This is a genomic window from Methanolapillus africanus (genome assembly GCF_032714475.1).
In the GTDB taxonomy this organism is placed as follows: domain Archaea; phylum Halobacteriota; class Methanosarcinia; order Methanosarcinales; family Methanosarcinaceae; genus Methanolapillus; species Methanolapillus africanus.
In genome coordinates this window covers 176266-190184 of sequence record NZ_JAWDKD010000021.1, presented here as the reverse complement: position 1 = coordinate 190184, position 13919 = coordinate 176266, and the positions used below count along the sequence as shown (strand labels likewise).

Sequence of the window (13919 nt, the reverse complement as noted above, 5' to 3'; positions counted from 1 at the left end):
ATCTTACTCCAAATTATAAACCTCATAAATTTCATCCATCTTTACAAAAATTGCTAACATTAACTTTCCAGATTCATTTAATTTTCTAAGAATCTCTAATATTGGGTCTAAAGATCTTTTATCCATTGTAGATACTTCATCGAATAACGCAATTATTTTTCGCGAATCTGTAGCCGATCGGTTAACAAGAGTTTGGAGATATAGGCTTATTCCTTGACCAGTACTTATATCATCAAATTTTATTGATTTACCATTATCTAATATAATTTCTTCTGTAACTATATTTACATATTTTGGATTGAAAACATCACTTGTAAAATTAAATTGTTTTATTTTTAAAGCAAAATATCTAGAAATCATTTTACAATAATTTTCATAGGGACTAATTTCCCATGTAACTTTAGGATTTCCATCATGTGAGACTGTACGCTTACTTTCAGGCTTGTTTTTCTTTCTCATATCTGTTAAATAATCACCATACGATTTAAGAGATAATGATAGATTTTTAACTAATTCAGCAAGTTTTTGAATTTCTCCATTATCATAGTTTTCTTGATATTTATGTGGTTCTTTTTTTAATAACTCATTTAATTTATCTTGATATATTTCCACCTGAGAAATATTTCTCAATAAACTTTCATTTTTTGAATTAATTCCTATTTTAATAGACTCAATTTCTTTCCATAAATCTATTCCACCAATCGAATAATAATTCTTAAAATTAGGATTATTTAATTTAATTTCCTCTATGTCAGAATTTATTTTATTAATTGAAAGACTGGATAACTTTAATCCTATTTCGTCGCCATAAGTTTTCAATTTGTTCAGAGCATCTTCAGTTTCTTTAATTTTTTTTCTCAATTCTTTCATGTCACTTTCTGTGTCATCAATAATGCTTTCAGGAGATTTCTTTGAAATAATCTTTAAATCATCGAGTGATTTTTTATAATCTGGAATTCCTACACTTTTTAATTTAGTTATTTTTTCTTTTGTTCTTTTAGCCTTTGAATAATTTATAGACACATTTGTACAATCATTATATTCCTTGTCAATATATTGAATGATGTCATCCATTGTTGTATTTGTTCCCGATATTGTCTCTAATTTTTTTTGGGGAATACGATCAAAGGCTATTTCAAATGCATTTTTAATGATTTTATAAAATTCAGTATTATTGTTTGCTTCCTTCTACTTTGTGTCTTCTAAACAGTAATCTGTTAGTTGTTTTGAAGCCATATCCAATGACTCAACAAATCCAACGGGGATTGAAAAATCCTTCAAAGATTCAGAAATGTCGATGTTTTTAATAATTGAATAAGCTTTATATTTATTTGAAAAAAAATCCTCCATTGTATTTTTTATATCTTCAAAATCAGATTCAATTGCCTCCATTTGGACTTTTGCTGTTTGTTGTATTTTGTTATTTTTTGAAGACAGCTTTTTCTGATTTTCTTTGTTTGCTTCAGTGGCTTGGAGCTTTTTATATTGCTCTTGATATTCTTGATTTTTTTCCGAATTAAATTTATATGATCTCAAAATATGATATCTATATAACACATCATGCTTCTCTCTCTGTGTTTCTAAATCTCTGCTTAATTTTTCAGTTTCATTATGGCCGTCCATAATCCTTTTTTTCAATTTTTCAATTTCTTCTGGATTTTTACGCGATTGTATATCTTTTATTGTATCATTTAAATATCTCGAAAAATCTTTTAATTGGTCATCATATCTCTTTTGTTCAACTTCTACTTCTGATGTTAAATGAGATAATCTTCCAAGGGGATCTTCTGGGATGTCATATATCAAAAAATATTTTTTTTCAAATTGATCAGGGTTTAATATTTCATTATTTTCTAAAATATCAACATCTTTTGAATCTAAGGATTTTTTTAAATTTAATATTGAACCTTTTGTATTTTTGATGGTAATATCAAAAGAAAGATCTTTCCCTACTCTTTTATTCATGTTTTCAAGTTTTGGTTTTATGGTTTTTGATATATGACAACTTTTTTCTGAAAGTTTATGTCCATATAATCCGGTTGCAATAATATTCAAATATGTACTCTTTCCTTGTCCATTTGGAGCCGTTAACATAAATATGTTTGAATTAATATTTTTCCATTTTTCAATTGGAACATAAGTATCATTATCCTTTTTAATTGTATAATCAATTGAAAGCATACTTATTCCTCCCGAGAAATAAACCGTTCAATGATTTTTTCAAAATCAAACTCAGGATCATTCAACGATTCCGAAATTTGTAATAGTAACCACTTACTTTCTTCACTGTCACATAAATTTTGCAATAAATCTAAAATTGACATTTCTTCCATTATTCATTCCTCCTATAGACTCCAGCAAAAGATAAGGGAAACTTTACAATTTTTAATTGAGATCGATCATGAACACTAACTATTGCAAACCCCTTCTTCAAGTTCTCGAATTCTGTTTCAGTTATCGATGTTCCAATTGATTTGACTGCAGCTGAATCTGATTTAAAAAAGATTTTTGTATTAATTACACTTGAGAGCCCTCTCGGTATATCTGAGGGATTTTGTGATGAAAAGATCACTCCTATTTCTTGACTTCGTCCTTGTCGACATATTGTATCAAGATCGCCAAGTGCTTCTTTGGAACTTTCAGTATTGTAGAATTGATGGACTTCATCAATAATTACAAGAACTGGAATTTTACTATCATTATTAGTTTTTAAATATTCAATATGGTGCAGTAGTTGGCGTAATAATATTGAGCCGAAGATTTTTGATCTCTCGTCCTGAATATCAATTATTGATACTTTTCCTCTTTGTAATATATCATTTCCATCAATGGGTCTTCCATTTTCATCATCAAAATAGTCAGCGGAGTTATTAAGATTTCTCAAAATATTAGATGCTGTTCCAGCATGTAGTGGTATATCATAAAGATCTCCACGCATATTTTTTGTAGGGAATAGATTTTTTTCATCCCCTTTACTCCGGTTAATATCTGCAAACCATTTCACGAAATTTTTAAATTTAAAATAGTCTTTATCATTTTTATTAGGAACGTATTCCTCCTTCCAATATCTGAAAATATCAGGCAAATATTGAGCACCGAGGTCTGAAATATTTTGGAGAATGCCATTTAAGGATGTGGGATCAATTGTTGTTACGTCCAACGTAATTGGTTTGCATATACTTCGATTGATTTCCTTGTTACTTTTCATGTTAATTGTGGATGGGTAATAAATTAAAGTAGATTCTACACCTCTTGCCTTTTCCCCTAAAACTTCCCATTCATGTAATATCTGGTCATTGACAACATTAGAAGCTTTGTCCATCGTTAAAAAATCAATATCTTTAACGTTTATCGCAAGAACTGCTCCCTTCATTTTATCGACAAAGTATTGTGCCAAGTATTTTGTTGATACGGTTTTTCCACTGCCGGTTTTACCGCAAATCATGGTTTGATGAAAAAAGAAGTCTTCAGGAAGGCTTGCAGTTAATAAGTTTCCAGACTCATCCATTAAAATTTTATTTTCAGTTCCTTGGATTGTACCTAAAAAGATCTTTGGTCCCTTCTCGTTAACATCACAATCAAATGCTTTATTGATTTCATCTTGGTTAGCGCGCCTGGCCACCGATAATGGGCGTATATAATTTACTAAACCATCCTGTCTTCCTTTTAAATCTTTTATCGGGTAAGCAAGAATCGTATTCTGACATTTTTGGTCTTGAATTAATGGAGATAAATCCATATCGACAATCATAGGTGATGGATTGTATGGAAAATCTTGATAGCTGTCTTCAACCCTCAAGATAACATTAGAATCCTCTGGCTCGGTTATTGTTATGTAATATCCTTTTGGAAGCAAAGCTTCCATAGAACTTTTCGATACGAATTTAATTTTGTCTTTTTCCCTTCCAACAACTATCCATGTCATTTCATCACTTGAATCCTCTTACTTCATTCATTGTAGGCGTAAGTTTTGTAGAATTTACCATTTCATAAATATTAAAAACATTTAATGTGTGGCGAGCATACATTTCGGCAATAGCAACTGGACGGACCTGAGGATTATTGACATCGCCATGTACTAACAAAAAATAGTAAACTAAATTCATAATAGAATCAATTTCATTTTTGTACATCTCATACGTTTTTGTATGAATTTCAACCCTCTGTGGGCTCCTATTTTTGAATGGTTTCAAATAGCAAAATACTTTTGAAAAGGAAGAGTTTGTTTTATCAGTATACTTAAAAAAATTAGTTCTTTGACCTTGTTTTAAAAATTGATATGACCAATGCATATCTGAGTTGAATTTTGAACGCAATTCGGAGACATTATCAATAACAAGGTTGCTAGAACTATTTTTTATAAAAAAAATTGGAACAATATTTTTCTCTAAGAGAGCGTGATTCATTTTTACAGTATACTCACTCATTTGGGCACCAATGAGCGGGCCATCAACAAACAAAATTGAATTGGGGGGACATTTAGAGATCAAATATGATCTATCGTTAGCATAGTCCTTTTTATAAGCTGATTCAAATTGTTCATTTGTAAAATCAGAGACATCTTCTGGGTTAGAAGAAGTGTCTACACTTTTTATATATTCACTGTTCTCCAATATTGTTTTTGATCTCGTATAAAAATAAAATGTCAAAAAGCTAGAGGGGATGTAATCTTTCTCTTCGGGGTCCAACATAATCAGTGAATGAGAAGTAAAATAGGCTGCTCCTTCCAAGGCTTGATATTTTTGGATGGATTCATCATACCCCAAAACAATTTTTGAATTATAATATTCCAACCCATTTTTTGCGTCCAAGTTTTCATATGTGATAATATCGTACTCGATTTTTCCATATCCCGATGAAAAAAAATTATTTGAATCAAGATTTTCAGGAGAAGGAATCGGTGGCAAACTTATTTTTTCGGAACGCACCGCTTCAAGGGTTTTCTCGAAATTTTTATGAACATTCAATTTTTTCTCAAAAATTTCAACCTTTTCGATTTTAGCAACCCCCTACTAATATTTACTTTTCAAAATAAAAATAGTTTGAATGATATTGATTATTATAATCTATTTAATAAATAATTTTCTGTAATAGTAAGGCCTTCAATGAAAATATTTTATAGTATTCTTTTATTCTATCAGCCTTTCTTCTTTAAATATTTGAACGAGGTGTTTTGCAGTTTCTGAATCAAATTGTATGGTTTGGCTGGATTTCTTAGGATTTGCACGTTCAGAAGTTCCAAAAGTATCAAATTGAATGTACTTCTTTTCATCAATTTTATACACGCTGTATGTGCACCTGTTTACATTTTTGTGAATTTTTGGATTATCATTTCGAACATGTTCGATGTTGTCTCTTTCAATTAATGCCATAAAGTTAGAAACAACTGGATAATATTTATAAATTTCAATTAAATGAAATTAAAAATATTTAGTTATGCCAATTTATTCAATTTCCGAGTTTACATCTGACGCTACTGTTCATAAATCTGTCATCGGAATCCGAGAAAATCAAACACAAAGCGTTTGATTTTTCGGGCTTGTTCGCTCGAACTCAAAAAAGAACTCACCCATGCTATCAAAAAACTCAAAAACAAAAAACCGCCCCAATCCTCTTTTCGCCGCCGCTCCACTACGCGACGAAAAAATGGACCCAATTCCCTTCAAAAAAAGAAAAACAAAAAAAGAAGAAAAGTAACTTATCAAAGTCATTTTCTCTTATTCACCCGACACTTCTCCACGAAATCCCCAACAGGGAAAGATCCCGGGTGCATCTGCATATATCCGGCCATGACACTATACTCGAAAAGTCCATCTTTTTTCTCAAAAATGCCTTTCCCGCGTAACATTTCATAAGCGAATTTAGAATCCTTCTCAGGCGTCGTCAAAGAGTAGTGGAACTCATGCGCCTTAATATTCTTGTTTCCAAACGGCGGCGCCGGCGACAACGGCTGGGCTTCGACATAACCAAGCCCCTGAAGCTTTTTCGTGATTTCGGATTCCGCCGGCAAAATGTCCGCCATTTTGAATTTTCCGTCGTCCGTCGTGTAAGATTTGCATAAATACGAAAGTCCGGCGCCTTCGCCGAACATCGGAACCCCGGCGGCGGCCAAATTCTTCAGCTTCTTGGTCGTCGGAGAATCCGACAGTTCCTGAATGCAAAATTCCGGGTAACCGCTGCCGAAATAATAACCGTCGGCTTCCGGCAGTTCTCCCTTTGTCGGGCTGAAAAAGACAAGTTCGGCGCCGGCTTTTTTCAGGGCGTCGAGCATGGCGGGGTAATAGAAACAAAAGGCTTTGTCTTGAGCGACCCCGATTTTCACGTCGACGTCGTGCTTCAAAGGCGGCGCCGGTTCCGGATATTTCTTTTCGTATTCGGCGGCAATTTTTAAAATCAAATCAATGTCCATGTTCTGTTCGACAAAGTCCGCCAGTTCCGAAAAATCAAAGTCGGATTCGTCCGGCATATGCAGGCCCATGTAACGCTCGGGAACGGCGATGTTGACGTTTCTCGGAAGCGCGCCGACGATCGGGATTTTGCCGTCCAGAGCGCCGCGAATCAGCTCCAAGTGTCTTGGGCTGCCGACTTTATTGAGAATCACGCCGGCGATTTTCACGTTTTTGTCGTATTCGGCGTAACCTTTCAGCATGGCGGCGGTGCTGCGCGACATCCCGTGAACGTTGATGACTAAAAAGACCGGAACGTCTAAGGTTTTGGCGACGTGGGCGGCGCCCGAAATTTCGGTCGAGTCCATGCCGTCGTAAAGGCCCATCACGCCTTCCACAATCGACAAATCGGAACCTTGTGATGCACGCAGATAAGTGTCGAGAACGCCGTCCGTTCCCATCATGTAGGTGTCCAGGTTGAGGGATTCGCGGCCGCAAATCGCCGTGTGGTAACTCGGGTCGATGTAATCCGGACCGACTTTAAAAGCCTGAACGGTTTGGCCGCGCTTTTTTAAAGCCGCCATCAAGCCCATCGACGACGTTGTTTTTCCGACACCGCTGTTCGTTCCCGCAATCAAGAATCCTTTTGTCATGGTTTCACCTTTTGTCGTTCATCTCAGAAATTAGAAATTAAAAATAAAAAATGACAATAACAAAGGAAAAGAAAACCCTATCACAAATAAATATTTCCCTATTTTTATTAAAAAATGATAGCAATGAATAAAGATGACAAAATAAATGGAGTAAAAACCAAAAAAATTAAAGACTCAAAATCTTCCGAAACAAACCTTTATTTATCCCTCAAAAACCAATCCGGTTTTTCTTCAAAAGCCGCCCGGTGCGCGCCAAAGCCGCCCCCACAGTTTTGAAATATAATTCAAAAAAAGATAAAATAAGAAAAAAGAAAAAGAATGAAATCAAATTTCATTCATTTCTTCAAATTCGCCTTCGCCCAGTCGGCGCCCGCTTTCAAAACATCCAAGTTCAAATCCACCAATTTTGGTTTATCAGCAAAGGCGGATCTGACTGCGTTTTGGAAATCTTCTTCCGAAAGACCGGTTTTTCCGAGTTCCATAATGACGCCCAGCATCGCCGTATTGACGGCTTTCAGAGAGCCGCCTTTTGTGGCGATTTCAACCGCCGGAACCGCAATAACTGTGACGTCTTTGGGCGGTTCAAAACCTTCAATCGTGTCGTCGTACAACAAAAATCCGCCGGCTTTGACGTCTTTGGCGAATTTGTCCAGCGACGGGCGGTTGAGCGCGACCAAAATGTCGGGCGCGTACACGACCGGTGATCCGATCGGATCTTTGGACAAAACCACGGAGCAGTTCGACGTTCCGCCGCGCTGTTCCGGGCCGTAAGACGGATACCAGGAAACATTTTTGCCGCCGGCGCAACCGGCTTCCGCCAAAATAATGCCCATTGAGAGAACGCCCTGGCCGCCGAAACCGGCGATTTTAATCCGGGAATTTTCAAAGGCAGCATCAGCTTTCGAAGTTGCGGCGTCCGACGTTCCGAAAATCTCAACCAACCGCTTGGTCGAAAAATCAGTTGTCGGCCGGATCACCGGGCACGCGTCCGCGGAGCGGTCGCGGAAGTTGCCGAGCGGGAACTCCTTTTCCATTTGTTCGTTAATGAAATCAGAAGACCCTTTTGCATCCTGTTTCAGATTGTTCGGGCAGCCCGACAGAATCTCGACAAAAGCGTAGCCTTTGCCGTCGCGCTGAATCTCAAGCGCTTTTTTAATCGCGATTTTGGCGCGCCGGATGTGTTTCGCGTCCGACACGGACACCCGTTCGATGAAAACCGGAGCTTGCAGATTGCTCAAAATTTCACACATATGCAGCGGGTAGCCGGCGAAGTTCGGGTCGCGGCCATCCTGGCACGTCACGGTTTTTTCGCCGATCAAGGTTGTCGGCGCCATCTGGCCGCCGGTCATGCCGTAAACCGTGTTGTTCACGAAAAAGACGACCATCTTTTCGCCGCGGTTGGCGGCTTGAATGGTTTCGTTGAGGCCGATCGACGCCAAATCGCCGTCGCCCTGGTACGACATCACAATCGCGTTGTCCTGCGCGCGCGAAATGCCGGTGCCGACAGCCGGCGCCCGTCCGTGTGCGGTTTGAACGTTTCCGAAATCAAAGTAGTAATACGCGAAAACGGCGCAGCCGACCGGACTGATGAGAACGCAGCGGTCCTGAACATCCAAGTCGTCAATCGCTTCGCCAATCAATTTGTGAATCACACCGTGTCCGCATCCCGGACAATAGTGCGTGGCGGTCGGCGCGGCGCCGCCTTTGCGTTCATAAATGTCGTTCATGCTCGCCGGTTTTTTCATGACTTTTTCAACAGAACCCGATCCGGCTTTGGTTTGCGGACTGTTGACGATTTCGCCTGCCATTATTTCGCCTCCGGCGTTGCAGCTGTTTGATTATTCTTTGCCTGCTTTTGTTTTTGATCAATTTCCTTAATTTTCTGAATCACTTTGTCCATCTCAATGATGTTGCCGCCCATCCGGTTCGCCAATTCGACGTCGCGCTTGCAGCGGATCGCGAGCATAATGTCTTCGCGCATCTGTCCGGAACTCATTTCCACCGCCAGGAAAGTACAGTTCCGCTCTGCAATCTCTTGAATGCGTTTTTCCGGGAAGGGGAACAGCGTAATCGGGCGGAAAAGGCCGGCCTTAATACCCATTTGGCGGGCGGTGTCGACCGCGCTCTTGGAAATCCGGCTGCTGATGCCGTAAGAAACCAAAATGATGTCCGCGTCGTCCATCATATACTCTTCATAGATCGGTTCGTTTTCGCAAACGGCCTGATACTTTTTCATGAGTTTGTTGTTGAATGCTTCCAGCTGGTCGAAATCCAAAAAGATGGAGGTGACCAGATTCTTTTTCGTTTCGGCGTTGCCGCCGACCGACCAGGAATTGTCGATTTTCGGCTCAACCGCCGCTTTCGGGAACGCGACCGGCTCCATCATTTGTCCCAAAACGCCGTCCGCCAAAATGACGACCGGGTTTCTGTATTTGAACGCCAGGTCAAATCCTTTGATGGTCAAGTCGCACATTTCCTGAACGGAGTTGGGCGCCAGAACAATGTTTTTGTAGTTGCCATGTCCGCCGCCTTTGACAATTTGGTTGTAGTCGGACTGCTCGGGACCAATGTTGCCGAGACCCGGGCCCGCCCGCTGCACGTCCACGATCACACACGGCAATTCCGCGCCGGCCAAATAGGAAATGCCTTCCTGTTTCAAACTCATGCCGGGGCCGGACGACGCCGTCAAAACCCGGTGACCGGTGGCGGCCGCGCCGTAAACCATGTTAATCGCCGCTTCTTCCGATTCGGCCTGCACGAACTTTCGTCCCGCCATCGGGAAATATTTCGACGCTTCATGCAAAATTTCACTGGCCGGCGTGATCGGATATCCGAAATAACAGTCGCATCCGGCGTACATGGCGCCGATAATAACGGCCGTATTTCCTTTAATCAATTGAATCGTCATCTTCAGACCTCCGTTTTTGTTTTTCTCGGAATGTGAACCTCAATCGCGAGCGGTTCCGGGCAAGTGTAATAACAGTTGCCGCATCCGCTGCAGCCGGAACCGGCGTACACGACCGGCGCATAGCCGCGTTCGTTGAGCATCGTTCCGATTTTCAAAACGCCTTTCGGACAATCGAAAACACACCGGCCGCACGACTTGCATTCCAATATGTTGATGACCGGGTAAGGCACCCCTTTCTCATTTGTTTCTGACATCTGTAGACTCCTTTAGAATAAAGTGGTTGAATTATGGTAAAAATTGAATAGAAATCATCTATCAAAAGAATAACCCTTATGGTGAAATTGCCCTATTTATAATTAATGAAGGTGATGGACGATCAATTTAAAAGCGAACCGACGAATCCGGCTGTCCAGATCCTTTCAATTTTTCAAAATCGTGGCTTGTTCTTTTTTACCGGGCAGCTTGCCGGTCAAATACAAACGGTAAGGCTCAGAAGAAAATAAACACAAAACAGAAAAATACTTTTCAAAAAAAAACAAATAAAAAGAAGAATGAAACCGAAAAGATCGGTTCATTGGGTTTACTCTAAAGTGATGGCTGCAACCGGGCACACATCGACGCAAGCGCCGCATTCGGTGCATTCCGCCGGGTCAACACGGGAGACGCCGATGTCCAAAAGGGTAATGGCTTCGGCCGGACATTCGTCCACACAAAGTCCGCATCCGGTGCACTCGTTTTCATCAATAATTGCTGGCATAATTTTCTCCTCCGTAATAATTTCAATACTTATGATTTAAAAAGAATTATTTTTTGGGTTATGGATTATGTAATGCTCCCAATCGGTATTACATGAATCATATACACCACATAATACGCATATATTTTATATACGTTTTGCAAAAAACGGCAACGGTAAATCGTATTTTTGACGGCTCGACGAAAAAATGTCGGCATATGAAAATTTCATTCTTTGCCGTTCACCAAAAAGTCAAACCGTTTTCCGGTATCGATATTGAGTCCGATGGAAAAATAGCAGGTTCCGCCGTTTTTCACGTCCACGCGGCTGGCTTTCCAATTGCCGACCGGCCGGCAGAAGAAATTGATCCAAAAACAATGTTCTCCCCGTTCATTCAAAAACAGAACGTATTGGCGGTAATATTTTTCCGGCTCGATGAACAGGTCCGTTTGCGCCCAGTTGGACGCCGGGCTGCGCGCCATAAATTCAACAAAATCTTCCGACGCTTTCTCATTGTAAATGACAACCGCTTTTTGGAGAAGCTGTTCCGCCAGCTCCGCGCCGGATTCAAAATCAGACACCTTCGGCTGCCAAGCGGTTGAACTGATCCGGTAGCGGACCGGCAGTTCCGAAAACGGCAAAACCGTCATTTTGGAATCGGAAAACGAGAATGCCATCAGAATTTCTCCTTCGGTTTATTTGATTCATTTATTATCTTTAATTTATTTTCTTTAATTTATTATCTTTATTATTTTTATTAATCTTTTTAATTTATTTTTTACTTATCTTTTAACTTATTATTTATTTCAATTTTTCATCTTTCATGAGCACAAACAAATCTTCCGTTTTTTCCGCCATAAAAGTCATCGCGTCGGCGACGCCTTGATTGTAAAAATAAACGCCGATATTGTCGGCAATAAAATCCATCAAAAATTCGGCTTGCATTTGGCCGATTTCCGCGTCCGAATTTTCTTCCAGGTATTTTTTGATGAGGCCGGCAGCGGCAGACCGCTTTTCTTTGGAAAGGATTGGTTTTTCGTCTTTTTTCATTTTTTCATCTCTTTATTCTGTTTTTGTTCTCTGTTCTCTCTGTTCTTCTTTTTATTGTCTTTTCAGTTATAATATTTTATTGTTGAAACAAATCAAAACATAAAAATAATGTATTTAAAAAATTATCAGATACCATTATAAAGAAAGAATAAATTGAAATCATCCGTGAATTTTTATGGACTCTCAGAAAAAAGCAGACTTACTCATGTTTATGGTCGTCTTTTTTTGGGGTCTCTCTTATCTCTTTACCCGCGTCGGCATCCAATCGATTCCGATTTTTAATTTCATCGCTCTTCGCTTCAGCGTCGGCTTTATCGTTGCCGTGCTTCTGTTTTTCCGCCATTTCTCCAAAATCAACGCCAAAACCATCCAATGCGGCGTTGCTCTCGGATTTTTGTTGTTTCTGACGCTCGCCGGCGTCAATTACGGCATTCAATACACCACCATTTCCAATGTCGGATTTTTGGGCAGCCTCACGGTGATTTTCGTTCCGATCATGTCGTCTCTGGCTTACCGAAAATTTCCGGAAAAGAAAATCATCATCGCCAGCATTTGCGCCACCATCGGCATCGGACTGATGACTTTGGAAGGATCCATGGGCGTCGGTCTCGGCGATCTGGTTTGCGTTCTCGCAGCCGTCGTTTATTCTACCCACATCATGCTGTCCAAAAAGTTCGTGGACATTCCGGAAGTGGATCCGCTCAACTTGGGCATTATTCAGCTCGGTTTCACCGCTCTTTTCGGATTGGTTTTTTCGCTGATTTTCGAAGATCCGTTCATTCCGAATACGATTGACTTGTGGGTTCCGGTTCTGTTCCTCGGCATTTTCTGCAGCGCGTTCGGATTTATCGCTCAAGTGGTCGCTCAAAAATATACGACGCCGTCCCACATCGGATTAATTTTCGCCTTGGAGCCGGTCTTTGCCGCATTGTTTGCGTATCTGTTCGCGTCGGAACACCTTCTGCCGATTCAGTATCTCGGTGCAGCGATTGTCTTTGCGAGCGTTATGTTCGCGGAATTGATGCCGAATAAAAAGAAAGAGACGAATGTTTCAAAAATCGAAGCTGTTGAAAAAATATAAATCTAAAGACAACATCATAAATTTTGTGATTATTATGTCTGAAGAAATATCCGAACGCTAAGGTTTAATTTCAAGTTTGAAATCATCAAATTCGAATGAATCCGAAAAAGCATTGATTCAATTGTTGGAAGCTTTGGATGAAGCGGAACAGTCTGTTCAAACAAATTCCGATTGGATCAGCGATGAAAATATGCGTGAAAGATTAAATTTGTCAAAGTGCTGTCCACTTAAAGAATAACGATATTATAAGATAAAGGCATTTTAAGAAAAAAATATCTTTGATGATTCGCATTTATTTCAATTTTTTAAATGGAAAAGATGATTATGCTTCTTGAAATTGTCACGGCAATCGTTGTCGGTCTTTGGATTATGCTGCCCGCGTATTTGCCCAACTCTTTTGCCGCGCTTCTCGGCGGCGGCCGCCCGATCGACGGCGGAAAAACGATGAAAGACGGCCGCCGGATTCTCGGCGACGGCAAAACCTGGCGCGGCTTTTTTGCGGGCACGCTTCTCGGTTTTTTAGTCGGAATCATTGAAATCTTTTTGTTGAAATTCGGATTCAATTTCTTCGGCATCGCCCTTCCCGGATTTTCAGCCACCGGCGTCCCGGACGCGCTGGACTTGTCCGCTTGCGTCGCCATTTTATCGCTCGCCGTCGGCGCGCTTCTCGGCGACATGACGTTCAGTTTTATCAAAAGAAGAATCGGACTTCCGCGCGGCGCTGCTTTCCCGCTCGTCGACCAATACGATTTCCTCATCGGCGCCTTTTTGCTGACGATGCTGACGTCCTGGACCTGGTTCTTCCAAACCTTGGCGTTCTGGCCGTTGATTGCGGTGATTATCATCACGCCGCTTTTGCACGTCGGCACCAACATTGTCGGGTATAAACTCGGCATTAAAAATGAGCCGTGGTAATCGGTTTTATAACAATTACCACTCATTTTTATTTTCGTTTTCATTTTATTTTCGTTTTGTTTTCATTTTTATTTTTGTTTTTATTTTTGTTTTCATTTTTGATTTGCATTCTGATTTTAACCTGGTCGATTTCGACGGGTTTAAAGAATTGATTTTAAACTGGTCGATTTCGGCGGGTTTAAAGAATTGA

At 40.0% G+C, this 13919-nt stretch carries 16 protein-coding genes; 3 read left to right on the top strand and 13 right to left on the bottom strand.

Annotated elements, in window-relative coordinates; translation table 11 throughout:
• Positions 1-3: 3 nt before the first annotated feature.
• The 13 genes from MsAg5_RS08270 to MsAg5_RS08210 all read right to left on the bottom strand — a co-directional run bounded on the left by MsAg5_RS08270 (position 4) and on the right by MsAg5_RS08210 (position 11733).
• A complete protein-coding gene (locus MsAg5_RS08270; RefSeq protein ID WP_338100152.1) occupies positions 4-1074 on the bottom strand; it encodes a hypothetical protein in 1071 nt (356 codons plus the stop codon).
• Positions 1075-1188: 114 nt separating this feature from the next.
• Positions 1189-2181 (bottom strand): hypothetical protein, encoded by a 993-nt coding sequence (locus MsAg5_RS08265; protein ID WP_338100151.1) that lies wholly within the window; start codon positions 2179-2181, stop codon positions 1189-1191.
• A 2-nt stretch (positions 2182-2183) separates the two neighbouring features.
• Positions 2184-2333, bottom strand: a complete 150-nt coding sequence (locus MsAg5_RS08260) for a hypothetical protein (protein ID WP_338100150.1) — start codon at positions 2331-2333, stop codon at positions 2184-2186.
• The gene (locus MsAg5_RS08255) at positions 2333-3925 is read right to left on the bottom strand and encodes an ATP-binding protein (RefSeq protein ID WP_338100149.1); all 1593 of its coding nucleotides are present in this window, start codon (positions 3923-3925) and stop codon (positions 2333-2335) included. Before MsAg5_RS08255 ends, MsAg5_RS08260 begins: the two co-directional genes overlap by 1 nt.
• Positions 3926-3929: 4 nt before the next feature.
• Positions 3930-4967, bottom strand: a complete 1038-nt coding sequence (locus tag MsAg5_RS08250) for a DNA double-strand break repair nuclease NurA (protein ID WP_338100148.1) — start codon at positions 4965-4967, stop codon at positions 3930-3932.
• A gap of 162 nt (positions 4968-5129) precedes the next feature.
• The gene (locus MsAg5_RS08245; protein WP_338100147.1) at positions 5130-5372 is read right to left on the bottom strand and encodes a hypothetical protein; all 243 of its coding nucleotides are present in this window, start codon (positions 5370-5372) and stop codon (positions 5130-5132) included.
• Positions 5373-5707: 335 nt separating this feature from the next.
• The gene (locus tag MsAg5_RS08240) at positions 5708-7039 is read right to left on the bottom strand and encodes a cobyrinic acid a,c-diamide synthase CobB (protein WP_338100146.1); all 1332 of its coding nucleotides are present in this window, start codon (positions 7037-7039) and stop codon (positions 5708-5710) included.
• A gap of 335 nt (positions 7040-7374) precedes the next feature.
• Positions 7375-8847, bottom strand: coding sequence for a 2-oxoacid:acceptor oxidoreductase family protein (locus MsAg5_RS08235; protein ID WP_338100145.1), 1473 nt, complete (start codon positions 8845-8847; stop codon positions 7375-7377).
• Positions 8847-9947, bottom strand: a complete 1101-nt coding sequence (locus MsAg5_RS08230; RefSeq protein ID WP_338100144.1) for a 3-methyl-2-oxobutanoate dehydrogenase subunit VorB — start codon at positions 9945-9947, stop codon at positions 8847-8849. The genes MsAg5_RS08235 and MsAg5_RS08230 overlap by 1 nt, the downstream gene beginning before the upstream one ends.
• Positions 9948-9949: 2 nt before the next feature.
• A complete protein-coding gene (locus MsAg5_RS08225; RefSeq protein ID WP_338100143.1) occupies positions 9950-10201 on the bottom strand; it encodes a 4Fe-4S dicluster domain-containing protein in 252 nt (83 codons plus the stop codon).
• A 326-nt stretch (positions 10202-10527) separates the two neighbouring features.
• Entirely contained in the window at positions 10528-10704 is a 177-nt protein-coding gene (locus MsAg5_RS08220; protein WP_338100142.1) for a 4Fe-4S binding protein, read from the bottom strand.
• A gap of 206 nt (positions 10705-10910) precedes the next feature.
• The gene (locus MsAg5_RS08215) at positions 10911-11360 is read right to left on the bottom strand and encodes a hypothetical protein (RefSeq protein ID WP_338100141.1); all 450 of its coding nucleotides are present in this window, start codon (positions 11358-11360) and stop codon (positions 10911-10913) included.
• 124 nt (positions 11361-11484) lie between these two features.
• A complete protein-coding gene (locus MsAg5_RS08210; protein WP_338100140.1) occupies positions 11485-11733 on the bottom strand; it encodes a DUF2164 domain-containing protein in 249 nt (82 codons plus the stop codon).
• A 175-nt stretch (positions 11734-11908) separates the two neighbouring features.
• Here MsAg5_RS08210 and MsAg5_RS08205 point away from each other — a divergent pair, with 175 nt between their 5' ends.
• From MsAg5_RS08205 to MsAg5_RS08195, 3 genes are all read left to right on the top strand, one after another.
• Complete coding sequence (locus MsAg5_RS08205) at positions 11909-12814, top strand: DMT family transporter (protein WP_338100139.1); 906 nt, start codon at positions 11909-11911, stop codon at positions 12812-12814.
• Between the two features lie 76 nt (positions 12815-12890).
• Positions 12891-13052 carry a hypothetical protein gene (locus MsAg5_RS08200; RefSeq protein WP_338100138.1) on the top strand — a complete coding sequence of 54 codons (162 nt, stop codon included), beginning with the start codon at positions 12891-12893 and terminating at the stop codon, positions 13050-13052.
• Positions 13053-13132: 80 nt separating this feature from the next.
• Positions 13133-13729 (top strand): CDP-2,3-bis-(O-geranylgeranyl)-sn-glycerol synthase, encoded by a 597-nt coding sequence (locus tag MsAg5_RS08195; protein WP_338100177.1) that lies wholly within the window; start codon positions 13133-13135, stop codon positions 13727-13729.
• Positions 13730-13919: the final 190 nt, after the last annotated feature.